This window comes from Variovorax monticola, assembly GCF_051216855.1.
Lineage (GTDB): Bacteria > Pseudomonadota > Gammaproteobacteria > Burkholderiales > Burkholderiaceae_C > Variovorax.
Genome location: NZ_JBPJZP010000001.1, coordinates 1,178,342 through 1,202,895 on the forward strand (window position 1 = coordinate 1,178,342; position 24,554 = coordinate 1,202,895).

Genomic DNA, 24,554 nt, shown 5'->3' on the forward strand with positions numbered 1-24,554 from the left:
GCTCGGAACTGCTGGGAGGAGGGGAAAGCATGCCTGCATTTTCACGGCGCGCGCCGACGTGCGCGCCGGCCGTGCTCAAACAGCGCTGATGTTCTTGTCCTTCGCGACCTTGGTCCAGCGCGCGGCGTCCGCGGACAGCCGCTTGCGCATGGCCTGCGCAGGCTGGTACGCGGCGATGGCGCCCGCATGCACCAGCTTGTCCTGGACTTCCTTGTCCTTGGCAAGAATGTCGGCGAGCTCCTTGTTGATGCGGTCCACCACGGCGGCGGGCGTGCCCAGCGGCGCGATCAGGCCGCCCCAGGAATCGAAGTCGAAGTTCGGGAAACCCTGGGCCGAGACCGTCTTGATGCCGGGCAGCAGCACGTTGCCGCGCACGGAGCTGACGGCAATCGCGCGCAGCTTGCCGGTCTTGATGTGCGGCAGGGCCGCGACCACGTCCGCGAACATCACGCCCAGCTGGCCGCCGAGCAGGTCGGTCACTGCCGGCGCGCTGCCGCGGTACGGCACGTGCTGCATGTCGAAGCCGCCCAGGTCCTTCAGCTGCTCCATGGCCAGGTGGCCGAAGCTGCCCGCGCCCGAGCTGGTGTAGTTCAGCGGCGTCTTCGCGGCCTTGGCATGGGCGATGAGGCTTTGCAGCGAATCGACGCCCGGCATCAGCGTCGGGTTGACCACGATGGCCATGGGCAGGTCGTACACGGTGGCCACGCACATGAAGTCTTTCTCCACGTCGTAGGCGCCGTTCTTGTACAGCAGCGGTGCCAGCAGCGCCGGCATGCCGAACATCGACAGCGTGTTGCCGTCGGCCGGCGACTTGATGAACTGGGCGGTGCCGATGGAGCCGGATGCGCCCGGGCGGTTGTCGACCATGATCGACGTGCCCAGGCGTTCGCCGAGCTTCTGCGACGTGATGCGCGCGGCGGTGTCGGTCGGGCCGCCGGCGGGGAAGGCCACGACCATCTTGACGATCTTGGCCGGCCATGCGGCGTCGGCGGCGAAGGCCGGCAGGCCGAGCGTGGAGAGTGCGCCGGCGGCGCCCGTGGCCAGCAGGTGCCGGCGGGTGAAGTGAGCTTGGTTCATGTCTGTTTCTCTGAAAGATGAATGTGGGGTGCTGCTGCGACTGCGACTGCAGGGGTTCAGATCGCCTGCTGCGCGCGCGCGGCGGCAATGGCCTGGTCGCCCATGGCCAGCACTTCGCGCAGCACCTCGTCGGTGTGTTGCCCCAGGTGCGGAGGAGGCCGGCGCACCGGCGTGCGCTCGCCGTCCATCACGTAAGGCGGTGCCAGCACGGTCTGCTGCCCGGCCTCGGAGTCGTCGAAGTGGTGCAGCAGCCCGGCCTGGGCGGTGCGTGGCGATGTCAACGCCTCGTACATGCCGAGCACTTCGCCGCAGGGGATGCCGGCTTCGGTGAGTCTGGCCAGCAGCTCGCGGCGGCCGAACCCGCGCAAGGCTTCCCGCACCAGCGGCAGAAGGATCTCGCGGTGGGCCGAGCGGTCGGTGTTGGTGGCGAAGCGCGGGTCGGCGGCCCACTCGGCGTGGCCGACGACCTGTTCGCAGAAACGCACGAACTGGCCGTTGTTGCCCACGGTGATGACGACCGGGCCGTCCGCGGCATCGAAGACGCCGTAGGGAACGATGGAAGGGTGCGCGTTGCCGAACTTGGGCGGATCGCCGGCCTTCAGCAGCGCCTCCATGCCGTAGTACGAGGTGATCATCAGGCCGCAGTCGTACAACGCCATCTGCACATGGCGCCCGCGCCCGGTGGTGTGGCGCTCGTACAGCGCGGCGAGGATGGCCTGGCCTGCGTACATGCCGGTGAACATGTCGACGGCCGCCACGCCGAACTTCAGCGGGCCCTGGCCCGCCTCGCCGTTCATGGCCATGATGCCGGCCTCGCCCTGCACCAGCAGGTCGTAGCCCGGGCGCTGCGCCTCCGATGTGCTTCGCGCATAGCCGGAGATGGAGCAATACACCAGGCGCGGGTTCGATGCGCTCAGCTGCTCGTAGCCCAGTCCCAGCTTGTCCGCGCCGCCGACCTTGAAATTCTCGATGACCACGTCCGACTTGCCGGCGAGTTCGCGCGCGATCTGCACGCCGGCGGCGGATTGCAGGTCGATGGTGACGGACCGCTTGTTGCGGTTCGCGCTGTTGAAGTACGAGGTGTTCTTCGAGCCCACGCGCACGCCCCAGTCGCGCGTGTCGTCGCCGCGGCTGGGGTGCTCGACCTTGATGACGTCCGCGCCCAGGTCGGCCAGCGCCATGGCGCACATCGGCCCGGCGAGCACGCGGGAGAGATCGAGAACACGAAGGCCAGCCAGGGGCTGTGCGGGGGCTGCGTGAGGCATGGGGGAAGGGGGTGAGAAAGAAGCGGCCGCGAGAGAGCCGAGAGCCCTGCGACGCGTCGTTGACTGCTGGCTGGAGAAGCCCGGATTATTCGACGCCGCGTCAAAATTGACAATCGTGCGACATTACTGACGTTTGTGTAAACAGAGAGTTGACAATGGATGTTCAAGCCCTGGGCCTGCTGGTCGACATCATCGAAGCGGGCAACCTGAGCAAGGCGGCGGCCATGCTGGGCATGAGCCGCGCCAACGTGAGCCAGCGCATCAACCGCTTCGAGCGCGAACTGGGCGCGCAACTGCTCCGGCGCACCACGCGCCAGCTGGAGCCCACCGAGCTCGGCATGAAGCTCTACGCGCACGGGCGCGCCGTGCGCCACGAGGTGAAGGCCGCCGTGGAAGCCGTCAGCAGCCTCGGCAAAGGCTTGCAGGGAATGATTCGACTGAGCGTGCCGAGCGGCTACGGGCAGTTGCGCATGTCGGGCTGGCTGGCGGAGTTCATGCAGCGCCATCCCGAGATCACGCTGCATGTGATCTTCGACAACGACATCGAGGAACTGGTGAAGGGCTCGGTGGATTTCGCCGTGCGCGTCATGGCCGAGCCTCCGGTGCATCTGATCGCCCGCGAGCTGGGGCCGGTGCACTACGTGGCGTGCGCGACCGCTTCGTTCGTCGCGCAGCACGGGCTGCCGGCCAGCCTGGAAGACCTGAAGCAACTGCCGCTGATCACGTCGCCGCAAACCGGCGAGCGCCTGAGCATGGCGGGGGGCCAGGCGGGCGGCGACCGGTCGTTGAGGACCCGGCCGCGGCTCATCTCCGCCAACTTTCATTTTCTTTGCGACGCGATCGTGCAGGGCCTGGGCGTCGGACTGGTGCCCGACTACATGGTGCAGGCGCCCATCGAAAGAGGAGAGATGCAAGTCCTGACGCTGAAGGACGGCGACCTCGACTTCTTGTCCACGCAGAAATTCCTGCTCTATGTTCCGAGCCGCTACCAGACGCAGGCCGTGCGCACCCTGATCGATTTCCTCGTCGAAAAGGAACACCAGTAGCTCTGCGCGACGACGGCCGGCTCGAACTCGGCGTGCGCTCGATGGCCGTGCCCGTGCGCAACCGCTCGGGCGAGGTGACGGCGGCGATGACCAGCCAATATGCCCTCAGGCGGCGAGACCCAGCTCGCGCGCCTCGGCCTCGTAGTTCGCGTAGGACGATTTCAGCACCGCGCCGTTGAGGATCATCTCGGCCAGCGGCTCGCGCGCCGCCCCGGGCTGGCCGTCATAGACGCGGGTGCGCACCCAGCACGACTCGGTGCGCGCGCTCTCGCTCAACGCGATGATTTCGCGCTCCAGCACGTACGGATGATCGACGAACAGCGGGCCCTTCAGCAGGCGGATCTGCTGCCCCGCGAACAGGCCCACGGCCGGCCCGCGTCCCTGGAAGCCGGCCTCGCCGACGGTGCTGCCCAGCAACACGGAGATCATCTCGAACGGAATGATCGCGCGGCCCCATGGCGAGCCGGCGGCTCCCTCGGGCGTGTACCAGGGGCTCGGCTCGGTGATGGCCTGGAGCTTGTCGGCCAGGCTGAACGGGTAGTAGTTGCCCATGTGCTGGTCGAAGCCCATGCGCACCTTCTCGGTCACGGCGCCGCGCTGGCCGACCTTCAGGTCGCGGTTGATGACCAGGCCGGCAGCCGGGCGCAGCCTGGCGATGCGTTGCTCGAGTTCATGCGGCAGGCCGGCGGCATCGCCCACCGAGGCCGAGCCCGTGAGCACCGGCGTGCCGTCGCGCTTCTCGGCCCACAGGCGCACGAAGCGCTCGCCAGGCGCGGGGCGCTGCACGAAGGCGCGCACCTCTTCGCCCTCGACCACCATGTTCTGGTAGTGCGCGCTGATGCAGCCGGTCTCGAACCAGGCCGTGCCGAAGACGTCGAACAGCAGCGGATCGAACTGGCTGAAATGCGTCGGTCCTTCGATGGGGCCGGCGCGCAGGCCCAGGCCCTCGGCCATGCTGTCGTCGTGGATGGATTTGTGGCCGTCGTAGTGCTGGTCGTTGAGCATCTGGCGCGGCTTGCGCAGCGGGCCGCAGAGGGCGGGGGTGTCGCTGAAGGGCTTCGTGGATGAGGTCATGCGGCAGCATCGGAGCAAGCGCGCCGCGGCGCAATCGCCGAAGCGACAGGCGAGGCCTTCGCAACGGACGAACGTCTCCTGAGGCGCACGTTTGCAACAGGTGCCGCAAACACATGCAAGGCACACCTCGAGCGGCATGGATCTTCCCGGCGGCGAGCCATTCAATTCCAGTCAGTGGAATCAGCGGGATGCGCCAAGGCACACCTCGGCCTAAGCTGCCGAACGGGCCTGAAAAGAAGTTCGCACCCCAGGCGACACGCATCCCCGAAGGAGACATGACATGAGCCACACGACCGCCCCCTCCCGGCGCCACTTCAACGCCGTGGGAGGCGCACTCGCGCTCATGGCACTGGCCCCGCGTGCCTGGGCCGACACCTTTCCCACCAAGCAGATCCGCATCGTCGTGCCGTTTTCGCCCGGCGGCCCCACCGACCTCATGGCGCGTGCGATCGGCAAGATCATGTCGACCCACCTGGGCCAGCCCGTGATCATCGACAACAAGCCCGGCGGTGGCGGCGTCATCAGCATGAGCGAGGTCAGGCACCAGCCGGCCGATGGCTACACGCTGGTCTTTCCGTCGATCCTGGCGGTCACCAATCCGGCGTTGATGTCCAGCTATCCGTTCGACACCCTGCGCGATTTCGCGCCGTTGACGGTGGTGGGTTTCGTGCCCCACGCGGTCGTGGTGCGCACCGAGTTCCCGGCAGCCGACCTGCAGGCGCTGGTCGCGAGCGCGAAGGCCACGCCGGACGGCCTGTCGTACGGCTCGTCCGGCAACGGCACCTCGGCGCACCTGGGCGCGGCGCTGTTCGTGCAGCGCGCAGGCATCCGTGCGACGCACGTGCCCTACAAGGGCGCGGGCCCCGCAGTGCAAGACCTCCTGGGCGGGCAGATCCAGTTCATGTTCCTCGACATGAGCAGTGCCTTGCCGTTCATCCAGGCGGGCAAGCTGCGCGCGCTCGCGGTCGCGACGGCCAGGCGCTTCGACGGGCTGCCCGCGGTGCGCACCGTGGCCGAGCAGGGCTATCCGGGTTTCGACGTGCACGGCTGGTACGGCCTGCTGCTGAAGGCCGGAACGCCGGCCGACGTGACGCAGCGCCTCTACACCGAAGTGAAACGTGCGCTCGACGCCAGGGAAGTGCGCGATCTTTTCAAGGCCCAGGGCATCGCTCCCGGCGGCATGCCGCCCGAGCAGTTCACCGCGCTGGTTCGCAGCGACCTGGCGATGTGGAAGCGCACGGTCGAAGAACTTCACATCACCCTGCAATGAAGGAGCGCCTGCCCATGCGCATCGCCATTCCCGACGACTACCAGGACTGCGTACGCGGCCTGGACTGCTTCTCGAAGCTCGACGGCCACGAGACGCGCATCTTCAACGACACGGCCAAGGGCACCGAAGCGCTGGCAGACCGCTTCGCCGATGCAGACGCCATCGTGCTGACGCGCGAGCGCACCTGCATCGACGCCGCGCTGCTGGACCGCCTGCCCCGGCTGCGCCTGATCAGCCAGACCGGCAAGCTCGCCGGGCACGTCGACCTGGCGGCCTGCACCGCGCGCGGCGTGCTCGTGGCCGAAGGCAGCGGTGCGGGGTCGGCCACCGCGGAGCTGAGCTGGGCACTTGCGCTCGCGAGCCGCCGGCACCTGGTCGACGAGGCCAACCGCCTGCGCCAGGGGCTCTGGCAGGGGCACCTGGGCCAGCAGCTCGGCGGACAGCGCCTGGGTGTCTGGAGCTACGGCCGCATCGGCCGGCAGGTGGCCGCCTACGGCCGCGTGTTCGGCATGAAGGTCTGGGTCTGGGGCCGCGAGGCATCGACCGCCGCAGCGCGTGCCGACGGGTTCGACGTGGCGCCGTCGCGCGACGCATTCTTTGCCGACAGCGACGTGATCAGCCTGCACGTGCGGCTCAACGCGGATACGCACGGACTGGTCACGCCCGGCGACCTGGCCCGCATGAAGCGCACCGCGCTGCTGGTCAACACCAGCCGCGCAGAACTGGTCGCCGAGGGCGCGCTCGAGCAGGCGCTGCGCGCGGGCCGTCCCGGCTTCGCCGCCATCGACGTCTACGAGCAGGAGCCCGTGCTGGCGCGAGACCATCCGCTCCTTGCATTGCCCACCGTGCTGTGCACGCCGCACATCGGGTATGTCGAGAAGGACAACTACGAACGCTATTTCGGCATCGCCTTCGACAACATCAATGCGTTCGCCGAAGGACGGCTCGTCGACGTCGTCAATCCGCAGGCGCTGGAGGCCGCACGCCGCAGGGCCTGACCGGCCGCCCGATCAGGCCCTGAAGAAAAAGACGCCGCCGGCGTCTTCTGTCTTCTCCTGCCTCAGCCGCGCGCGAGCACCGCCACGCCATCCGCGGCGCGCACGCCTTCTCCCTTCGGCAGCACGAACACCGGGTTGATCTCCGCCTCGACGAGCCGCTCGCCCAGCGCATCGATCATTCGCGAGAACGCCACGATGGCCGACACCAGCGCGTCGACATCGGCCGGCTTGCGTCCGCGGAAACCGTCGAGCAGCGGCCACGTGCGCAGCTCGCGCACGAGTGACAACGCTTCGTCGCGGCTCAGTCCACCGGGCGGCACCATGCGCAGCGCCGTGTCCTTGAGCAGCTCGGCCGTGACCCCGCCCATGCCCAGCAGCACGGCCGAGCCCAGCGGGTCGCGATGGCAGCCAAGAATCAACTCCACGCCGCCTTCGACCATCTCCTGGACCAGAAACTGCCGTGGTCGCACCCCGGCCCGCTCGCTCACCTCGTCGGCCATGCGTTCGAGCCGCTCGCCGACGCGCTCCGCGGCGATGCCGACGGCCACGCCGCCTACATCGCTCTTGTGCGTGATCTCGGACGACAGGATCTTGAGAACGACCTTGTCCTCGCCCATCTCGCGCGCCGCCGCCATCGCTTCCTCTGCATTGCCGACGACGCGCTCGCGCACGCAGGGCACGCCGAAGCGCGCGAACAGGTGCTTCGCCTGGGCTTCGTTCAGCGGACCGTCGGGCAGGTCGTCGAGCGCGACCGAGGGCGCCGCGCCGTCGTCGCGTACCGAAGGCGCTTTCCACCGCGCCGTATCCAGCATCGAGGCGAGCGCGCTCGTGCAGCTTTCCGGCGCCATGAAGGCGGGAACGCCGCGCCGGTTCAACAGCTTCGCGATGCCGGGGGCATGCGGGCTCACGTACACCAGCAGCGGCTTGTCGCTCCCCGGCAGGCTGTCGTGGATGGCGCCGGCCATGAGGTCGGGCATCGCCAGTCCCGAGGAGCCGACGATGACCACCACCGCGTCGTAGACAGGGCTCGCCAGCAGCGAGGTGATGGCGCCGCGCAGCAGGGCGGGCTGCAGGCCCGCCAGCGTGACGTCGATGGGGTTGCGGTCGAGCACCGCGTGGTCGCCGGACTGCAACGCCCGCAGCGCCGCGCCCGTGGCTTCGTCGGGCGCCGGGGTCTCGAAGCCCGCGGTGCCGAGGCTGTCCGCCACCAGCGTTCCCGCACCACCGGTCGACGTGAGCACCGCGACCCGGCGGCCCGCGAGGCGTCGGCCGGTGACCAGCGCGGCGGGCAGGTCGAGCAGGTCGGCAAAGGTCTGCGCGCGAACGATGCCGACTTCGCGGAACAGCGCGTCGTACATGCGGTCGGCACCGGCCAGCGCGCCGGTGTGCGACACGGCCGCCGCGGCGCCCGATTCGGAACGCCCGACCTTGAACACGACGACCGGCTTGCCCCTGCGCGCGGCCTTCAGCGCCGCGGCCTTGAACCTGGCGGGGTTGCGCACGCCTTCCATGTAGAGCGCGATCACCGAGGTCGCGTCGTCGTCGGCCAGATGGTCGATGAAGTCGGCCATGTCCAGATCGGCCTCGTTGCTCGTGGAGATCAGCTTCGACAACCCGATGCCGCGCGCGGACGCGCGGGAAAGCAGCGCGCCGAGGATGCCGCCGCTCTGCGACACGACGCCGATGCGGCCGGCCTCGAAGTCTTCCAGCTCCAGTGCGCCCGTGGCCGACAGCGTGATGCGGTCCGTGAGGTTGACCAGGCCGATCGTGTTGGGGCCCAGCAGGCGCATGCTGCCCGCGGCCTCCAGCAGCTGTTGCTGGCGCCGCGCGCCTTGCGCGCCGACCTCGGTGTAGCCGCTGGCGAGCACGATGGCCGCCGCGGTGCCGCGCGCGGCCAACTGGCGCACCGCCTCGTGGGCGCGCTCGGCGCCCAGCAGCACGATGCCCACGTCGGGCGCTTCGGGCAGCGACTGCACGTCGGGGTAGCTCTTGAGCCCGCCGATTGCATCGACACGCGGATTCACCGGGTAGATCGCGCCGCCGAAGCCGTGCTTCACCAGGTAGGCGACGGGGCGGCCTGCGGTCTTCGCCGGATCGGCGGAGGCGCCGATCACGGCCACGCTGCGCGGCTTGACCAGGCGCGCGATCGCGCTGTCCGCGCTGTCCGCGTTGCTCGCGCCGTTGGCAAGGGGCGTGCTCATGCGGCCTTCTCCTTGCCGGCGTTCAGGAATGCCAGCACCGCATCGCGATGCTGCTGCGTGGTGTAGCAGATGCCCTGCGCCTGGCTGCCCTTGGCGAACACCTGCTCGGCCGGGGATTCGAAGCTCTGGTTCAGGATCGACTTGCCCAGCGCGATCGCGGCCGCCGACCCTTGCGACAGCTCGCTCGCCCAGGCGTGCGCATCGGCGAGCAGGGTCTGGGCGCTGGTCACGCGGTCGGCAATGCCCAACGCCAGCGCCTCGTCCGGCTCGACCTTGCGCCCGGTGAATATCAGCTCCTTGGCGCGCGAGAGCCCCACCCGCCGCGGCAGGAAGTACATGCCGCCGCCGTCGGGGATCAACCCGCGCCTGATGTAGCTCCAGGCGAAGCTGGCCGTGTCGCAGGCCAGCACGAAGTCGCAGGCCATGGCCATGTCGGCGCCCAGTCCGTTGGCGCCGCCGTTGACGGCCGCGATGACCGGCTTGGGCATCGTGTGAAGCAGCGACACCGAGTGGTGCACGCCCTGCTGGCGGCTCCATCCGTTGAAGCCGACTTCGCCGGCGGGCGCGTCCATGCGCCGCTGCATGCCTGCCACGTCGCCGCCGGCACAGAAGCCCTTGCCGGCACCGGTCAGCACCAGCGCGCGCACGGCGTTGTCGGCCGCCACCTTCTCCAGCGCGACGACGAATTCGCTGCGCATGCCGTCGGTGATGGCGTTGCGTTTCTCGGGGCGGCTCAGCGTCAGGGTCGCGATGCCGGCGCGGATTTCCAGTTCGATCAGCGACGGTGCCGTGTTCGGTGTGCTCATGGAGATGTTCCTCAGTCTGTGGTGATGTGGTTGTCCTTGACGACCTTGCGCCAGCGCACTTCCTCGGCGCGCACATAGGTGTCCAGTTGCTCGGGCGCGCCGATGTCCACGGCGAGGCCTTCCGATTCGGTCTGCTTGACGAAGGCGGGCGACTTCGCGGCCTTACTGACCGCGGCGTTGAGCCGGTCGATCACGTCCCTGGGCGTTTTCGCCGCCACGTAGAGGCCGTACCAGCTCTCCGCCGCGTAGCCCGGCACGCCGGCTTCCGCGAGCGTCGGAACGCCGGCGTAGGCGGGTGAGCGGCGCGCGGTGGTCACGCCGAGCGCGCGCATCCTGCCGCTGTCGACGAAGGGGCGCACCGCCGACGCGGTGGCGAACATCATGTCGACCTGGCCGCCCAGCAGGTCGGTCAGGGCGGGGCCCGCGCCGCGGTAGGGAATGTGGGTCAGCTCGACCTTGGCGAGGTTCTTGAAAAGTTCGCCGGCCAGGTGCGCGGAGGTACCGTTGCCCTGCGACGCGAAGGTCAGCTTGCCCGGCTTCGCCTTGGCCGCGGCCACCAGGTCCGCGACCGTCTTGTAGGGGCTGTCGGCACGCACGACCAGCACGTTGGGCGAGACGCCGATCAGCGCCACGGGCGCGAAGGCCTTGTCGGTGTCGTAGGGCAGCTTCGGCTGGAGCCCCGGGTTGACCGCGTGCGCGAACGTCGCCATGACGAGCGTGTAGCCGTCGGGCGCGCTCTTGGCGACGAATTCGCTGCCGATGATCGTGCCGGCGCCAGGCTTGTTGTCGACGATGACGGGCTGCCCCAGCGCTTGCGACATGCCGATGCCGAGCGAGCGCGTGATGGCATCGGTGCCGCCGCCGGGCGCGAAGGGCACCACGATGCGCAGCGGCTTGTCCGGGAAAGCCGCCCATGCGGCGGGCGACGACAGCACGGTGAACGACAAGGCCAGTGCGCCGGAGAGTGCGCGAAACGGAGTGAATGTCGGCATGCGGGTGTCTCTCTTTGCAGGGGTTGGAAGCGAGCCTTCAGCTTAGGTCGCATACTTCCGCCGCGCACCGGCTCAATTCCACCCAGTGGAAGCAGCAGGCTGTCAGCACCAGTGAGGATTCAAGGAGACGACATGGCAAGCACGCTCAATCGTTCGCTCGAACGGGGCATGGAAATTCTTCGCGCCTTCAGGCCCGGTTCCACGTTGCTGGGCAACGGCGAGATCGCCGAGCGCACCGGCCTGTCCCCCGCGACCGTGAGCCGCCTCACGCAGACGCTGGTGGTGGCCGGCATGCTGGCGCACGACAGGAGCGCTCGCGCCTACAGCCTGGCCGCGCCGGTGCTGAGCCTGGCGCACGCCATGCGCACCGGGTCGGCCGTGCTGCAGGCGGCGGCACCGCCGATGCGTGCGCTGGCCGAAAAGCTGCGCATCAACGTCGGGCTGGCGGTGGCCGACCGGTCGGAAATGGTCTACCTGGAATCGATCCGCTACAACCGCCGTGCCTCGCTGCGCAACGTGGTGAGCGGGCAACGCGTGCCGATCGAACTGACCTCGCTGGGACGCGCCTGGCTGGCCGTCGCGCCGGCCGACGTGCGCGAGGCGTTGTTCTCCGAATTCGCCGCGCGAAGGACCGACTGGCCCCGGCTGCGCAAGGACATCGAGAAGTCCATCGACAGTGTCGAGCGCCGTGGCTGGTGCGTCGCGTCCTGGCAGCCGGAAGTGGTGGCGCTGGCCGCGCCGCTGAAGCTGGACGCCGCGTGGGGCTACGTGTTGAACGTGAGCGTCTCGTCCACGGAATCGCCGGGCGATGTGGCGGCGGAACTGAGCACGCCGCTGCTGGCGCTGAGCCAGAAAATCACCCGCGCCGTGGACACGCGGGCGCCGGCCGACGGGCCGCGCAGGTGAGCGCCTTCCTGGTCTTCTTCGCGCACCTGCCCGCTGACGCCGTGGTGCTTGCCGTCGTGCGCCACGACGCGCACGTCGACCGCCGGGTAGCCGGCGATCGCACCGCACGCCGGCACTTCAGGCAATGCGCAGCGGCCGCGTCTGGACCTCGAAGCGGTGCACCTCGCGCAAACGGTCGAGCACGGTACGCAGGTGAAGCTCGCCCAGGCCGTAGAGAACCGTCTCGTTGGTGGCCATCACATGCTCGATGCGCAGGCAGGGGTCCTCGGCCGCGAGCCTGCCCAGGATCTCCCGGGCGCGCTGCTCGTCGCCATGGCGCTTGGGCTCCACGGCCAGGCCGTGCATCGGCACCGGGAACGCCAGCGGCGCGAGATGGACATGGCCGTCTTCGGCCGCATCGTGCAGCACGGCATCGAAGTGAATCTCCTCGACCTTGGTCACCGCCACGATATCGCCCGGCACCGCGTGCGGCACCTCGACATGGTCCTTGCCCTGGAGCATGAACAGGTGCCCCACCTTGAAGGGCTTGCGGCCGTCGCCGATGTAGAGCTGGCTGTCGCGTGTGAGCGTGCCCTGGTGCACGCGGACGATGCCCATCTTGCCGACATAGGGGTCGTGCGTGACCTTGAACACATGCGCCAGCACGTGCAGCGACGGGTCGGGCCTGGCCTCCATGGGCTTGGCGCCTGCGCCCTCGCCGACGATGAAGTTCGGCGGGTTGGCCTCGGTCGGGTCGGGCAGGAGCTTGACGATCACGTCCAGCAACTCGGCCACGCCGGCGCCGCTGCGCGACGAGACGAAGCACACCGGGATCAGGTGGCCTTCGCGCAGCGCCTGCTCGAGCGGCGCGTGCAGCTCGGTCGGGTTCACGTCGCCCTCCTCGAGGTAGCGGTCGACGAAGGCCGCGTCGACCTCTACCACCTGCTCCACCAGTGCGCGGTGCGCCGCTTCGACGGGGCCGAAGTCGGACCGCCCGAAGCGGTTGAAGAAGCAGTCCACCACCTGCTTGCCGACCCCGTCGGGCAGGTTCAGCGGCAGGCATTCGCGGCCGAAGGTCGCCTGGATGTCGGCCAGCAGGCCCGCCAGCGAGACGCCCTGCGAGTCGATCTTGTTGATGATGATCATGCGGGTGAGGCGGCGCGAGGCCGCGTATTCCATCATGCGCACCGCCATCGGCTCGATGCCGGTAGCGGCATTGATGACCACCGCCACCGTTTCGACCGCCTCCAGCGCCGGCAGGCTCTGGCCGAGAAAGTCGGGGCCGCCGGGCGTGTCGATCAAGTGGATGCGCTTGCCGGCATGGGTGAGGTGCATCACCGATGCGTGGAGCGAGTGCTGCATGCGGCGCTCCAGCGGGTCGTGGTCGCTGACGGTGCTGCCGCGCTCGACACTGCCGCACGCCTTGATGGCGCCCGCCTTGTACAACAGGGCCTCCGCGAGCGAGGTCTTGCCGGCGGCCGCGGCGCCGACGAGGGCCAGCGTTCGCACTGCTTGCACTTCGGCCGCGAGGCCGTTCGACCGGGTTGGCATGGCTGGACTCCTTTGCGCGTCAGCAACGCCGGCCCGGCGGATCGCAAGGGCTCGGGTGTCGCGCGTTGGCGCCGGGTCAGCCTACGGGATTGACCGTGCCGATGCAAGCCGGTTGCAGCCGCATCACGCGGACTTCACTTGCCGAACAACCTGGTCAGGCGTTGCCACATGCGCAGGAAAAAACCTGCGCGTTCCACGTCAGCCTGCGCGACCAGCGGAGCCTCTCCCACCGGTTTGCCGTTCGATTCCGCGATGACCTTGCCGATCACCGTTCCCTTGGCCACCGGCGCCTCGAGGTCTGGCTTGACCTGCACCGAGGTGCTCACTTTCTGGCCGCGCGGCACCGTCACCGTCCAGGGCGAGCCCAGGCCCGCGGCCACGGTGTCGGCCTTGCCGAAGATGATCTTGGGCGTCGCAACGACCGCGTTGGGCTGAATGGGGGTGGCCTGCTCGAAGTTGGCAAAGCCCCAACCGAGGAGCGAGCGCGTCTGGTCGGCACGCGCCTGCATGCTGTTGGTGTTGAGGATCACCGTGATCAGGCGCATCCCGTTGCGCTTGGACGAAGTGACGAGGCAGTAGCCCGCGTCCTGGGTGTGGCCGGTCTTCAGGCCGTCGACCGTGGGGTCGGTGTAGAGCAGCGCATTGCGATTGCCCTGCTTGATGCCGTTGTACTTGAACTCACGCTCTGCGTAGATCGGGTAGTAGTCGGAACTGTCGCGGATGATCGCGCGCGCCAGGATCGCGAGGTCCCGCGCAGACGACTTGTGCTCGGGATCGGGCAGGCCCGTGGCATTCACGAAATGCGTGTGCGTCATGCCCAGGCGCTGGGCTTCGGCATTCATGAGCTTGGCAAAGCCCTCTTCGGAGCCGGCCATGTGCTCGGCGATGGCCTTGGACGCGTCGTTGCCCGACTGGATGATGATGCCGCGCAGGATGTCGATCACCGTGGCCTGGCTGTTGAGCGGCAGGTACATGCACGACTCGGTGCTCGAGCCGCGGCACCAGGCGTTCTGGCTGACCGACACGAGATCGTCCTTCTTGAGCTTGCCCGACCTGAGTGCCTGCTCGACCAGGAAGCTGGTCATCATCTTGGTGAGCGACGCCGGTGGGAGCGCCTCGTCGGGGTTGGCCGAGGCGAGCACCTCGCCCGATTCGAAGTCCATCAACAACCAAGCCTTGGAGGCCAGCGCCGGCGGCCCGCCGGCAACCGCGGTTTGTCCGGCGGCAGGTGCCGCGGCAGGCGCGGCGGCGGCGGGTTTGTTGTGGGTTGCCGGCTTGGCGGCATGGGAGGCCGCGAGAGCCGCTGCGCCGGGAACCAGGGCGCCCGAGGCGATTGCGAACGCGAGCGGGACGAGGGAGAAAGTCTTGAGTTGCATGGGCTTACAGGAGGGAAAACGGAGATTTCAGCGCGGCTGGCGATTTTTCGATTGTGCTTGGAGGATCAGCAATCGCAGCGCAAGTTCGCCAAACAGGCGAGTTTTCTGGAGTTGTAAGCGGTTCGACACATGGAGGATGGGGCACCGGCAGAGCCCGCCCGCCTCAGGCGGCCGCGGTTCACTCGGACGAGCGGGACAGCGTGGCCAGTTTTTTCCTGGCGCTTTGCAGAAAGCCGACCCGCTCGACGGGCAGCCGGGCCTTCGTCTCGCCGAGCGCGATGAGCTCGAACGCACAAGCCGCGGAAAGCTTCGCTGCGAGCGGGTCGCGCGGCGCGAGGCCGTCGAGCCTGGCGATCGATACGACATGCACCTTCAGATGACGGTGCAGGGTCTTCGACAGCTTCTGGCAAGCGGTCGTCATGGCGGCCTCATCGGGCGTGAGCTGGCCGTGCGCGACCAGCAACTCCAAGGTGCCGTCCTTGTCTTCGCCCAGCATGAAGGCGCGCACGACCGAGTCCTTGAATTTCGAGCGCAGCATCGAACGGATCGGTTCGGCGGCGGCGAACGACTTCAACGCGATGCTGCGCAGCTCGGGGTAGAAGACGAAGGAGCGGTCGACCTGGACAGTCTCGGCAACCTCGGGCTGGTTCGCCTCCGCCTCCGCCTCCGCCTGCGCCTTCGGCTTTTGCCTTTTCAGCATGCCGCTGGCGACGAGGTGCTCCAGCGTGCGCGCCACATCGGCGTGATCGAGCTTGGAACGCTGGGCAAGCTCACTGGCCGAGAACTGTTGGTCGGGAGCCGCGTAGACGACCTTCAAGAGCTTCTGCACCTCGGGGGCGAAGAGGAAATCTGCTGCGCTCATTTTTTGCTGGATCCGTACAAGGGGACCGCATTATCGAAGCGCACGACCGACGGAAACGCCGCCGTCAACCGCCGAACAGTTTCTTCAGCCACCCCTGCTTGGCCTGGCTGCCCGCGGTGCCTTGCGCCAACTCCTTGCGGACCTGCTCCTTGACGATCTTTTCGGCCGACGACGCGGTGGCCTGCAGGTGCGCCTTCACGGTGGGCAGGTACCCCCCGTCTTCATGGCGGATGTGGTTGAACAGCCACCGCGACAGCATGTCGTGCAGCTCCCCGAGCACATCTTCGCCGCGCTCGAAACGCGCGCTGAACTCAACGACGCGGCGCACGAAGATTTCATGCACCTTGCGGTGCGGACCGGAAAACGCATAGCCCGCATCGTCGAGCATGGCCTCCTCGAAAGCGAAATGCGAGGCGGTGTAGTCGATCGTTTCCTGGATGATCCTGCCGACGGCCGTATGATCGTTCGTCAGCCGGGCGTCGTCCAGCGCATTGATGTAGTGAACGATGCGTTGATGCTGGGCATCGATCTCATGGATTCCGGTATTGAGTTCGTTCTTCCATACGAGATGCGCCATGAGATCCAGAAATTGATTGCAAGAGAGAGGGTGCAGTATCGAATTGCGGGGCCAGTCGTCGGTTGATCTGAATCAAATGAGCGCAACTCTCAGTCGATCACCTGCGGCGCTCCGCGAACAAGCGGCTCGACGCGACCGACTAGAGTCGGCCGCAATCGACCCGATCACTCCGACGCAACGAACATGCATGGACCCCAACCCTCCGGCACCTGGACCGGCCGAGAACCGGCAAAAGCCTGGGGCCCGCTGCAGCCCGGACGCAGCTATGAAGTCTGTGAGAGCTTTCTCGACTACGACGGTGTAGAACACCCCGTCGGCGAAAGCTGGCGCTTCCTGGGCTACAGCTTCCTGCCGTACGACGACGGACTGTCGCTTTTCGTCTCGCTCGACGGGCGCGACGAATGGCACATTCGGCTGCAAGACAGGCCCACGGAACAGGCGTCGGTCGTTCGCGGGCTGGGCGACCATGTCGTGCTGCTCGACGCCTCCCTGAACCCCGTTTCGGGCGCGCTCCCGGACGAGCGCGAATGGCATCTTGCGTTGCGCCTGCGCGGGTGGCGCTGGTTCGCGGTTCATGCGGGGTTCGGCTTCGTGGCGGGAGCCGTCGTCGGCGCAGTCATTGCGGCTGTTGCGTTGCCCGACAGCCAGGTTGAAGGGGCCGCTGCGCTGGCGCTGTGGGCCGGGGCTTCGATGCTGCTGCTCGGGCTTTTGTCGGGCGGCATCGGGCTGGTGCTGGGCTGGCGAACACGGCGCCGCGTTCAATGGGAAATGCTGGCTGCTGCGCTGTCACCGGGCACGGCAGCTGATGCAGTGACTGCATTCTTGGGTGAGCCCAACGGGGGGCGGATCGAGCTCTTTCCTGCGTCTGCTGATGCGGCTGCGACGACATGGGTGTATCGGCCGGCTGTGCATGACGCATTGCGTTATCGGGGGGCGCTGGCTGTGGACTTCGACATGCGCGAGCGGGTGGTGGCGCTGCGGAGGGTTTGAGCGCAAGGACATCCGCCACGTGTAAGTAACGGCGTATCGCTGGATCCTCGGTTGCCCGAGCCCACCGCTGGGTTGGGTTACACACCCAACCTCTTGAATTCTTCCAATCCCAACATCGCGAGCTCTCATCGCAATGGATATGTTGAAGAATTGAATTTGGCCAATCAGGTGGTGAAAATGCCTGGTGAAGCTGTAGTTAGTTATGGAGATGTCATTGGAGGGCACGGCGCCGATGTTACGTCCGTGAACACAAACACAAGCCAAGTTTCACTATGGGACGATAAATATCGAGGAAACAGTCGTGTCATTCAGCCGAATCCAACATTTGAGCCAGGGTCAGATGCGCTAGACAATGCCATTGCGCAGGCGAGGCAAGATATCATCGCTTCCTCTCTCCCGACTCCGGTAAAAATGAATGCTTTTCAGAATTTGCAAAACGGAAACTTCACTGCAAATACCACAGGCTCTGGAAATGCCAAAAACTCCGTTCCAATGAGGTTTTGTAATTTTTCTCCGTGCTAAAAAATGAAATTTAATCCTATCAGACTCAGAGAAGTCGCGCCCGACCATATCGAATGGATATTGCAAACTAAGCATGATACTAGTCGACCAATGGGCAATGTCGCGGCAACTGAAGTGTCGGATGTTATTTGGATATGGCTAGTTGGGTTGGCCTCCAAGACAAGATCTGTGCTTCATCGAAACAATGAATGGCTAAAGTTTGCAATTAATGCGGATGAAAAATTTGGAGTTAGTCAAGATCGCTACCGTGCAATCCTGTATCAATCTATGGCTTTGGGGCAATGGATGGAAACTGGCGACGATGATGCGCGCCTATGGGGTTTTGCCCGTGGCCACAGAGAGGCGGGGTGGCTTGAAAAAGATATATTGAAAGACAGTCTTGATGATTACATGGCGTTCGCCGTTCAAGAGGGCAGCTGCAATGAGGGGGCGGAATCCGGAATTTCCATGTATGAGAAACAGGTAGGCGTCAAAGATATTTCTTTAAAAAATCTGTTGAAGCCTCGCGATTTTGGGTATGCCGCTTGCTTGAATTTGGTGTCTCGGCGTTTTGATAAAGATGAAATGTTGGCCGCGGGAAAGAGGATGCTTCAAGCAAATCTTGAAGAAAAATGGCTTGGCAGCGGGCAATATGTGAGGGCCGCCATGTGGTTGAAGATTGTGTACTGGCATCAGAACGAAAATTTCACTCCACTTGAAACATTGTTGAAAGCCTACGAAAACATGCCAAATGTGCCGCGCCCTGATTTTTTATGAGTCCGAATGAGTTCGATAAATTGCTTGTCGGCGTATATCGGGGGCTTGAGACTGACGATGTCATCGCGGTGGGGGCTCTGTCAGCAACTTCTCTGGGCATGACGGGCGCGCTCATGTATCCCATTGAACTGTGAGATTTGACATGAACTATCAGATAGTCTTTGCAGCTGCCTTGGCGGTTGTCGCATTCTCTGCCTGCCGAACCGCACCCCTGTACGAACCTACCCGCCGCGCATTGGTAGCCGCAGAAGAAGACGAAGAACGCTCAACCGTAGGCCAGCCTGTCCCCGGCACCGCCATCGCACAACTTCGCACCGGCATGACCTACGAGGAGGCCCGCAAGATCATGGGCAAGCCCGACGGCGAAATGGTCAACAACACCGGCAAGGCCTGGATACCCACGTTCAACGGAACGGACCGCTGGCGCCACTACCTCGCCTACAAGGGCCAAGGCGTGCTGATTTTCGCCGGTGCGGCAGGCGGAGAGATCGCCGAGATTTCCCGCACCAAGTCGCACACACCCGACGTGCTCATCCAGATCGTGCACAACCCCAAGGACAGCGGTCGGTTCTAGCGGCAAGCTCGCTGCGCAGTCATGCCCGTAGCCGAAGCTGTGCAGAGCTTCAGTGCAGGCGATGCAGACAAGAAAGATATCGAGGGAAAAAATTGACAACGAATTTGCGTGCCAGGCTGGCCGGCGTGCTTTTGCGCGGCCCGCTGTGGGCGTACGCCCAGGTTCCGAGCACGCCGCAACCTTTCGTTGAGCAACAGCGCCAGCAAGAACGTGAACGCGCCCTGCGCGAGCAGAACGAACGCACTGTCGACCAGCGCCCGCAGGCCGCTCCGCCAGCGCCGGCCCAGCGCAGCCCCGACGCCGAGTCCCCGTGCTTCCACATCGATCGCGTGTTCGTCGTCGGCGAGCAATCAGCGGTACCGTTGCAGGCCGCAAGGCAGTCAGCATCACGGCCGAGAACATCCAGAACCTGAACGGCCGCATCTCGGGCGACAGCGTCGACCTGCGCGCGAGAGGCGACCTGAACAACATCGGCGGCACCATCGATGCCGAAAGCCGGCTGGTGCTCGATGCCGGGCGCGACATCAACGTTCGCACGACCACGAGCAGCGGGATGACGCTGGACTTCACGCCCGGTGCCCTGGGCATGCGCGGCGGCACCATCGTCGACCGCGTCGCGGGCCTATACGTGAGCAACCCGAAGGGCGAACTGGTGGCGTCGGCAGGGCGGGACGTCAACCTGATCGGGGCGCTGATCTCCAACAGCGGCAAGGAAGGCACCACCGAGATCGGCGCAGGCCGAGACATCAACCTCGGCACGGTCACCACCGCCAGGCAGGAAGCCAGCATTCGCAGCGCGGGCAACTACCGCGCGGAAGCCAGCACGCAGGAGGTCGGAACGCGCATCGAGACCCGCGGTGACATCAGCTTGTCAGCCGGACGTGACGTGAATGCACGAGCTGCCACCGTCAACAGCACTGACGGTGAACTCGGCATTTCAGCGAAGCGCGATATCAACATCGATGCAGGGCAGTCGACCAGTGCGCTGAACGAGGGACTGCACGTTTCAGGAGGCGGAGCGAAACGCATCGACCAAGGCATCTTCAATTCGACGGCGGTCATCGGCAGCAGCTTGGGTGGCAAGACCGTCGTTCTGGATGCGGGGAATGACATCCGCATTCGCGGTTCCGACGTGGTGAGCGACAAGGGAACGGAGCTCTGGGCCGACAACAACATCACGATCGAAGCGGCGACACAGACCCGTGACAGTCAGTACGTTCGGGAAGAGTCGAAGAGCGGAATGTTCGACAGCGGGTCCGCATGGACCTGGGGCCGGCAAGACACGCGGAGCACGAGAAAGACGGACGAAACCGCCGCAGTCGGCAGCACGGTGGGCGCCATCTCTGGCAACGTCATCATCACGGCCGGCAACAGGTACAGCCAGGTGGGCAGCGATGTGATCGCGCCTGGCGGCGACATCGACATCCTGGCGCGCGATGTGCAGATCGTCGAAGCACGAGAGAACAGTCGCAGCGAGAGCACGCAGAGCTTCTCCCAAAGCGGCATCACGCTGGGTATCAAGGCGCCGCTGATCGATACCTTGCGCAATCTGGAGGAGACGACCCAGGCGATGGGCGACACCAAGGACGACCGGATGAAGGCGCTGGGCGCGGCGAGTATGGCGCTCAGCGGCTATTCGGCGTACAGAGACATTTCCCAGGCCGCAGCGGCGGGCGCGGGATACGGCTCTGTCAATATGGGCGCTACCCTGACCTTGGGCAGCAGTTCCAGCGAGACCACCAGCACTCAAAGTAGCAACACGTCGTCCGGCTCGCGGGTGCAGGCGGGGGGCAATGTGTTCATCGCGGCAACGGGGGGCGGGCAAGACTCCAACATCCTCGTGCGAGGGAGTGAGATCAGCGGCGGCAAGAATGTGAGCCTTGCGGCCGACAACGACGTTACTCTGGAAGCTGCGGCCAACAGCAAGGAGCAAAGCTCGACCAGCCGAAGCAGCAATTCGAGCATCGGCGTGGGCTACAGCTTCGGGACGAGCAATGGTTTCACGATCGAAGTGGCAGCCCGCAGCCAAAGTGGCCGCGACAACGGAACGGATGGCGCGTGGACGAACACCACTGTCAGTGCGGGACGGCAGGTCAACATCATCAGCGGCGGTGACACGACCCTGCGAGGTGCGACGGTCTCGGGCAAGCGCGTAGAAGCCGACGTGGGCGGAAATCTGCACATCGAAACGCTGCAGGACACCAGCACATACCACAGTCAGAACAGCGGGGGGGGGGGGGGCTTCAGCGCGACGCTTTGCGTGTGGTGGTGCGTGGGTGACAGCAGTGCCAGCGTGAGTGCGCACAGCATCCGCGGCGACGGAGACTTCGCGAGCGCAACAGTCCAAAGCGGCTTTCTGTCCGGAGATAGCGGGTTCGGGGTGAAGGTGGCGGGCAACACCAACCTCGTGGGCGGCGTGATCAGCAGCACCGATGCTGCGGTAGACGCTGGAAGGAACAACTTCGCGAGTGGCAGCCTCACGATGAGTGACTTGCAGAACCACGACGTTTTTCGCGGGAGCGGCTACAGCGTCAGTGCCAGCACGAGCACCTCGGGAACGGGCTCGGGCGGCTTGGGCATTGGTAGCAAAGACGTCAATCAGACCAGCACGACACGGAGCGGCATTTCTGGGATCGCCGGTAACACCGCGGTGCGCACAGGGGTAGACAGCACCAATGCGCTGCGACAGACGGATTTCGACCGGGCGATGCGGGACGTGGGCGCGCAAGTGCAGCTCACGGCCCAGTTCGGTGTGCAGGCAACGCGCGCTGTTGGCAGCTACGCGGATCAGAAATTTCAAGAGGCGGTTGACAACAAGGACGCTGAGGGGCAACGGATTTGGGGTGCTAACGGCCCTTATCGAGTGGCACTTCACGCCAGCATCGGTGCGCTGACGGGAGGTGTCGGCGGAGCGGTTGGCGCTACAGCATCGTCTCTAAGCATTACCGAGATAGGTGCGCTGATTTACGGGCTTGGCCTACCCACCGCCGTTGCGCAGGGTCTGAGCAGGCTTTAGCGTTGGCTATCGGGGCAACTCTGGGTGGTTCCGCAGGCGCGGCTGGATCCTTCAACGAGGCAAGCAATAACAACCTCCAGTTGATCATGCGCATGGGGCAAATTACTGCGCAGTTCGCGCAACAGGGCTGGAGTGCATTGACTGCGGACGCTCAGGCAATGGCGATCATGTGCGCAAGGTCTCAAGCATGCGCAGCTTTATTGTCGACCTCCAATGTTGCTGGCGATCAATACTTCGCAAACACCAGCGCCTGAACCAACAGGTGCAGGTGCGATTCCCGTCGGCCCGCGAGACCCGCTGCCGCCGCCAGACCCGATGGTCAATGTACCTATCCGCCCGGACCAAGCCGTCGAGACTAGTACCCCCGGCGATGTCCTGTTGGGTCAGGGCAACCCAGGATACGAGACACCTAATCCAGGAATTGGTAATTACATCGTCGGGACGCCGATGACGCCGCCAATTGCAGGAACGGTGATGATGAGTGAGAGCGGAAGTCGCCTGGTGGTAATTGCTTCGGGGGGTGGATCTATCCACGTAAAAATAGATGGTGCAAATGGACCAATAGAAATGGTTGCGGATGTCAGTCAAAACGGAGACCAACTTGTTCTCTCCGGACTGCACGTTGAAGGTTCGGGAGATAACACAAGCAGTTTGAGAGAATTGCGAGAGGCTGCACGGGAAGTTGGGTTGGCGTACGGCGCAAATGAGGTATTGATTCGGGGTGGACAACGTGCAAACGGAGCAAATCCTGGTCACTGGCCTAGAGACGTAATAATCAGGATGAAAAAATGAAATCAGTAAAATTAACTGGCTGGAAAGTGGGCCTTAAGAAGATTTCGCTTGCGAAAGTTATTCAAGATGCTCTGGGAGGCTCCATTTTTGACGCAAAAAAGATAGTGGAAAAAGTATTGCAGGGGGAAATAATTTCCTTGGAAATTCCGAATGAAGTCTTTGAGGATTTCATTAAATATGCTCAACAAGCTGGCGTGGTGCTAGAGGTCTTTTGAAAATATAAAAACTTAAAAGCCAAAATTATAATTCTTGATCTCGATGCCGTTTTTTTTGGCTGAAAGAAAATATCGGCCTTACAAGTCTTGTGGAGGGCGGTGTTCCTAATAGCTTTATGCGTATATTTGCCGATCGCGCTGGAAATTTGATTACAGAATTCCCGGTGAGAGGTTATTAGCTATGCATATTTTGTCCGCCTGGGGTCAATTGGCCCCCAAAATTTTGTCGGCAAATTCCAATAAGAAGGAATTGCTGGCTGCTTGCGTTGAGTGGTACGCAAGGCATAAGGGTGTCCTTGACGAAGCACATTATCAATTGGGGGGGCTTGTTTCTTTGGATTTTGAGGCCTACGCCGATGCCAATGACATGTGCTCGCCAGATGAGGCGGCAAGTGTTCGAGCCTTGACACTGTCGCTGCCAAAAAAACACCCCAGCGAGGCCGCTGCACGGCGATTGCGTGACGCCTTTGAAGCTATTCTCGCGGTAAAAAAATCTACTGCATGTCTTAACTGCGGGTCCAGCCCGCTTTATGCCGAAACTTATTTCGGCGGGGTTTTTGGGGTCTGCTTTGTATGTGGAGTGTCACAAGCACATGGGAGGATTTTGAAATTGAACTCTCCTGTAGAGACACGACTTGCAACTCCTGATGAAGTTCGGGCAGGGGGGTAACGGGCCTTCAAAATCCAGCAATCAAATCCTTCAAAAAATGAAAATGAGTAGTGCTGCGCCCAGACCTCCCGCACCAATGGCAATACTTCTTGGTGGAATAATCCAGTTTTCGATTCAACCCATCTTCTGAAAAATCTTACGGATTTTTAAATAAAAACCGATGGCAATACTCTTGGATATCGATTTCATTTCAATGAAATACCTGGTTGGGCTGAGTCGAATTTATTTGATTCTAATGCTTTGATTTCACGACGAAATGCAAAATGGTTAATCTTTTCGCCCTATTCTGTGCCATGGGTGGTGTGTGGGATTTTTTAGAATATTTAATCATTGGATTGACTCGCGAGTCCACCAAAGAGTGGGCGGTTGCATTTTCCCCTCTGGGCGATTGCAAACAAAGTTCTTGCGTCATTATTTGGAATTGCTCTCCTCTGGGATTACGAAGGCCAAGCGAAAGCATAAGGTGGAATCAAAAGAGCGATAAACGCTTTGATTGGTGAGTTGAATGGACCGAATAGTGAAGATTCGCCCGGTTAAGCTTTTTGCAATTCCAGGAGTGTTGGGTTTCTCCCACCTCTGACCCTAGGGTTAGAGGTCGATGGAATCAAAAAGGCGCAGGTTTATCCGGACGCACCTGTGCCCGTTCCGGCACAAATCATCGACAACTGTCCAATTCCAACGCGTTGAACGTCACAGCATGAACACGCGAGCTGCGAGTTCATGACGAAGAAAAAAGTGAGAGGGAGAAATGAAGAACTATGTACTGGCAGCCGCCGCTGCCACGGCGCCGCTGCTTGCGTCCGCGCAGCTCGCGAGCACGCCGCAACCTTTTGTCGAGCAGCAACGCCAGCAAGAGCGTGAACGCGCGCTGCGTGAGCAGAACGAACGCACCGTCGACCAGCGCCCCCAGGCCGCCCCGTCGGCCCCGGTTCAACGCATCCCCGAATCCGAGTCCCCATGCTTCCGCATCGACCGCGTACTCCTGGTGGGCGAGCAATCCGAGTCCTTCCAATGGGCCGTCGCCGACCTGTCCGGCCCC

General features: G+C 64.3%; 21 protein-coding genes and 3 pseudogenes. 14 read left to right on the top strand and 10 right to left on the bottom strand.

From position 1 onward, the window contains the following. Nucleotides 1–75: 75 nt before the first annotated feature. Nucleotides 76–1,077 carry a Bug family tripartite tricarboxylate transporter substrate binding protein gene (locus ACSFA5_RS05225; protein WP_435442949.1) on the bottom strand — a complete coding sequence of 334 codons (1,002 nt, stop codon included), beginning with the start codon at nt 1,075–1,077 and terminating at the stop codon, nt 76–78. A 56-nt stretch (nt 1,078–1,133) separates the two neighbouring features. Then, entirely contained in the window at nt 1,134–2,342 is a 1,209-nt protein-coding gene (locus tag ACSFA5_RS05230; protein WP_435442950.1) for a CaiB/BaiF CoA transferase family protein, read from the bottom strand. Nucleotides 2,343–2,497: 155 nt separating this feature from the next. Here ACSFA5_RS05230 and ACSFA5_RS05235 point away from each other — a divergent pair, with 155 nt between their 5' ends. Beyond that, a complete protein-coding gene (locus tag ACSFA5_RS05235; RefSeq protein WP_435442951.1) occupies nt 2,498–3,388 on the top strand; it encodes a LysR family transcriptional regulator in 891 nt (296 codons plus the stop codon). 105 nt (nt 3,389–3,493) lie between these two features. Here ACSFA5_RS05235 and ACSFA5_RS05240 read toward each other — a convergent pair whose 3' ends face one another. Continuing rightward, nucleotides 3,494–4,462, bottom strand: a complete 969-nt coding sequence (locus ACSFA5_RS05240; protein WP_435442952.1) for a hypothetical protein — start codon at nt 4,460–4,462, stop codon at nt 3,494–3,496. 280 nt (nt 4,463–4,742) lie between these two features. Between ACSFA5_RS05240 and ACSFA5_RS05245 the strand changes: the two genes are divergently transcribed. Continuing rightward, a complete protein-coding gene (locus tag ACSFA5_RS05245) occupies nt 4,743–5,732 on the top strand; it encodes a Bug family tripartite tricarboxylate transporter substrate binding protein (RefSeq protein ID WP_435442953.1) in 990 nt (329 codons plus the stop codon). Between the two features lie 14 nt (nt 5,733–5,746). Next, the gene (locus ACSFA5_RS05250; RefSeq protein ID WP_435442996.1) at nt 5,747–6,730 is read left to right on the top strand and encodes a D-2-hydroxyacid dehydrogenase family protein; all 984 of its coding nucleotides are present in this window, start codon (nt 5,747–5,749) and stop codon (nt 6,728–6,730) included. A 62-nt stretch (nt 6,731–6,792) separates the two neighbouring features. On the opposite strand, the gene ACSFA5_RS05255 is transcribed toward ACSFA5_RS05250, so the two are convergent. From ACSFA5_RS05255 to ACSFA5_RS05265, 3 genes are read right to left on the bottom strand one after another with little or no spacing between them, the layout of a single operon-like run. Further along, nucleotides 6,793–8,931: an acetate--CoA ligase family protein gene (locus ACSFA5_RS05255; protein WP_435442954.1), complete on the bottom strand. Its 2,139-nt coding sequence runs from the start codon at nt 8,929–8,931 to the stop codon at nt 6,793–6,795. Next, complete coding sequence (locus ACSFA5_RS05260; RefSeq protein ID WP_435442955.1) at nt 8,928–9,737, bottom strand: enoyl-CoA hydratase/isomerase family protein; 810 nt, start codon at nt 9,735–9,737, stop codon at nt 8,928–8,930. The genes ACSFA5_RS05255 and ACSFA5_RS05260 overlap by 4 nt, the downstream gene beginning before the upstream one ends. Nucleotides 9,738–9,748: 11 nt before the next feature. Next, complete coding sequence (locus tag ACSFA5_RS05265; protein WP_435442956.1) at nt 9,749–10,729, bottom strand: tripartite tricarboxylate transporter substrate binding protein; 981 nt, start codon at nt 10,727–10,729, stop codon at nt 9,749–9,751. Nucleotides 10,730–10,861: 132 nt separating this feature from the next. Here ACSFA5_RS05265 and ACSFA5_RS05270 point away from each other — a divergent pair, with 132 nt between their 5' ends. Next, on the top strand, nt 10,862–11,635 hold the full coding sequence (locus tag ACSFA5_RS05270) for an IclR family transcriptional regulator (protein ID WP_435442957.1): 774 nt from the start codon (nt 10,862–10,864) through the stop codon (nt 11,633–11,635). 26 nt (nt 11,636–11,661) lie between these two features. Here ACSFA5_RS05270 and ACSFA5_RS05275 read toward each other — a convergent pair. The 4 genes and pseudogenes from ACSFA5_RS05275 to ACSFA5_RS05290 all read right to left on the bottom strand — a co-directional run. Next, a pseudogene (locus tag ACSFA5_RS05275) lies at nt 11,662–13,165 on the bottom strand (GTP-binding protein); the annotation flags it as partial. Between the two features lie 134 nt (nt 13,166–13,299). Next, on the bottom strand, nt 13,300–14,541 hold the full coding sequence (locus ACSFA5_RS05280; RefSeq protein WP_435442958.1) for a D-alanyl-D-alanine carboxypeptidase family protein: 1,242 nt from the start codon (nt 14,539–14,541) through the stop codon (nt 13,300–13,302). A 178-nt stretch (nt 14,542–14,719) separates the two neighbouring features. After that, a complete protein-coding gene (locus ACSFA5_RS05285) occupies nt 14,720–15,403 on the bottom strand; it encodes a hypothetical protein (protein ID WP_435442959.1) in 684 nt (227 codons plus the stop codon). Between the two features lie 64 nt (nt 15,404–15,467). Next, the gene (locus tag ACSFA5_RS05290; protein WP_435442960.1) at nt 15,468–15,980 is read right to left on the bottom strand and encodes a bacteriohemerythrin; all 513 of its coding nucleotides are present in this window, start codon (nt 15,978–15,980) and stop codon (nt 15,468–15,470) included. 183 nt (nt 15,981–16,163) lie between these two features. Between ACSFA5_RS05290 and ACSFA5_RS05295 the strand changes: the two genes are divergently transcribed. The 10 genes and pseudogenes from ACSFA5_RS05295 to ACSFA5_RS05340 form a co-directional block, all read left to right on the top strand. Then, nucleotides 16,164–16,970 carry a DUF3601 domain-containing protein gene (locus ACSFA5_RS05295; RefSeq protein WP_435442961.1) on the top strand — a complete coding sequence of 269 codons (807 nt, stop codon included), beginning with the start codon at nt 16,164–16,166 and terminating at the stop codon, nt 16,968–16,970. A 93-nt stretch (nt 16,971–17,063) separates the two neighbouring features. Continuing rightward, entirely contained in the window at nt 17,064–17,492 is a 429-nt protein-coding gene (locus ACSFA5_RS05300; protein ID WP_435442962.1) for a hypothetical protein, read from the top strand. Between the two features lie 3 nt (nt 17,493–17,495). Next, nucleotides 17,496–18,248: a hypothetical protein gene (locus ACSFA5_RS05305; protein WP_435442963.1), complete on the top strand. Its 753-nt coding sequence runs from the start codon at nt 17,496–17,498 to the stop codon at nt 18,246–18,248. Between the two features lie 142 nt (nt 18,249–18,390). Continuing rightward, nucleotides 18,391–18,822 carry a hypothetical protein gene (locus ACSFA5_RS05310; RefSeq protein WP_435442964.1) on the top strand — a complete coding sequence of 144 codons (432 nt, stop codon included), beginning with the start codon at nt 18,391–18,393 and terminating at the stop codon, nt 18,820–18,822. A 116-nt stretch (nt 18,823–18,938) separates the two neighbouring features. Beyond that, nucleotides 18,939–19,175, top strand: a pseudogene (locus ACSFA5_RS05315) (ShlB/FhaC/HecB family hemolysin secretion/activation protein); the annotation flags it as partial. 233 nt (nt 19,176–19,408) lie between these two features. Then, a complete protein-coding gene (locus tag ACSFA5_RS05320) occupies nt 19,409–21,838 on the top strand; it encodes a hemagglutinin repeat-containing protein (RefSeq protein WP_435442997.1) in 2,430 nt (809 codons plus the stop codon). A gap of 213 nt (nt 21,839–22,051) precedes the next feature. Continuing rightward, the gene (locus tag ACSFA5_RS05325) at nt 22,052–22,630 is read left to right on the top strand and encodes a hypothetical protein (RefSeq protein ID WP_435442965.1); all 579 of its coding nucleotides are present in this window, start codon (nt 22,052–22,054) and stop codon (nt 22,628–22,630) included. After that, nucleotides 22,627–22,845, top strand: coding sequence for a hypothetical protein (locus tag ACSFA5_RS05330; protein ID WP_435442966.1), 219 nt, complete (start codon nt 22,627–22,629; stop codon nt 22,843–22,845). The genes ACSFA5_RS05325 and ACSFA5_RS05330 overlap by 4 nt, the downstream gene beginning before the upstream one ends. A 181-nt stretch (nt 22,846–23,026) precedes the next feature. Continuing rightward, a complete protein-coding gene (locus ACSFA5_RS05335; protein WP_435442967.1) occupies nt 23,027–23,515 on the top strand; it encodes a hypothetical protein in 489 nt (162 codons plus the stop codon). Nucleotides 23,516–24,263: 748 nt separating this feature from the next. Beyond that, nucleotides 24,264–24,554: pseudogene (locus ACSFA5_RS05340) on the top strand (ShlB/FhaC/HecB family hemolysin secretion/activation protein); the annotation flags it as partial.

Bases quoted from the DNA above. Each gene is read 5' to 3' on its own strand.
- ACSFA5_RS05280 (WP_435442958.1), bottom strand. From the start codon at position 14,541: ATGCAACTCAAGACTTTCTCCCTCGTCCCGCTCGCGTTCGCAATCGCC.
- ACSFA5_RS05330 (WP_435442966.1), top strand. From the start codon at position 22,627: ATGAAATCAGTAAAATTAACTGGCTGGAAAGTGGGCCTTAAGAAGATT.
- ACSFA5_RS05235 (WP_435442951.1), top strand. From the start codon at position 2,498: ATGGATGTTCAAGCCCTGGGCCTGCTGGTCGACATCATCGAAGCGGGC.
- ACSFA5_RS05290 (WP_435442960.1), bottom strand. From the start codon at position 15,980: ATGGCGCATCTCGTATGGAAGAACGAACTCAATACCGGAATCCATGAG.
- ACSFA5_RS05285 (WP_435442959.1), bottom strand. From the start codon at position 15,403: ATGAGCGCAGCAGATTTCCTCTTCGCCCCCGAGGTGCAGAAGCTCTTG.
- ACSFA5_RS05270 (WP_435442957.1), top strand. From the start codon at position 10,862: ATGGCAAGCACGCTCAATCGTTCGCTCGAACGGGGCATGGAAATTCTT.
- ACSFA5_RS05230 (WP_435442950.1), bottom strand. From the start codon at position 2,342: ATGCCTCACGCAGCCCCCGCACAGCCCCTGGCTGGCCTTCGTGTTCTC.
- ACSFA5_RS05325 (WP_435442965.1), top strand. From the start codon at position 22,052: ATGTTGCTGGCGATCAATACTTCGCAAACACCAGCGCCTGAACCAACA.
- ACSFA5_RS05295 (WP_435442961.1), top strand. From the start codon at position 16,164: ATGCATGGACCCCAACCCTCCGGCACCTGGACCGGCCGAGAACCGGCA.
- ACSFA5_RS05335 (WP_435442967.1), top strand. From the start codon at position 23,027: ATGCATATTTTGTCCGCCTGGGGTCAATTGGCCCCCAAAATTTTGTCG.
- ACSFA5_RS05260 (WP_435442955.1), bottom strand. From the start codon at position 9,737: ATGAGCACACCGAACACGGCACCGTCGCTGATCGAACTGGAAATCCGC.
- ACSFA5_RS05250 (WP_435442996.1), top strand. From the start codon at position 5,747: ATGCGCATCGCCATTCCCGACGACTACCAGGACTGCGTACGCGGCCTG.
- ACSFA5_RS05255 (WP_435442954.1), bottom strand. From the start codon at position 8,931: ATGAGCACGCCCCTTGCCAACGGCGCGAGCAACGCGGACAGCGCGGAC.
- ACSFA5_RS05225 (WP_435442949.1), bottom strand. From the start codon at position 1,077: ATGAACCAAGCTCACTTCACCCGCCGGCACCTGCTGGCCACGGGCGCC.
- ACSFA5_RS05310 (WP_435442964.1), top strand. From the start codon at position 18,391: ATGAACTATCAGATAGTCTTTGCAGCTGCCTTGGCGGTTGTCGCATTC.
- ACSFA5_RS05320 (WP_435442997.1), top strand. From the start codon at position 19,409: ATGCGCGGCGGCACCATCGTCGACCGCGTCGCGGGCCTATACGTGAGC.
- ACSFA5_RS05305 (WP_435442963.1), top strand. From the start codon at position 17,496: ATGAAATTTAATCCTATCAGACTCAGAGAAGTCGCGCCCGACCATATC.
- ACSFA5_RS05265 (WP_435442956.1), bottom strand. From the start codon at position 10,729: ATGCCGACATTCACTCCGTTTCGCGCACTCTCCGGCGCACTGGCCTTG.
- ACSFA5_RS05245 (WP_435442953.1), top strand. From the start codon at position 4,743: ATGAGCCACACGACCGCCCCCTCCCGGCGCCACTTCAACGCCGTGGGA.
- ACSFA5_RS05240 (WP_435442952.1), bottom strand. From the start codon at position 4,462: ATGACCTCATCCACGAAGCCCTTCAGCGACACCCCCGCCCTCTGCGGC.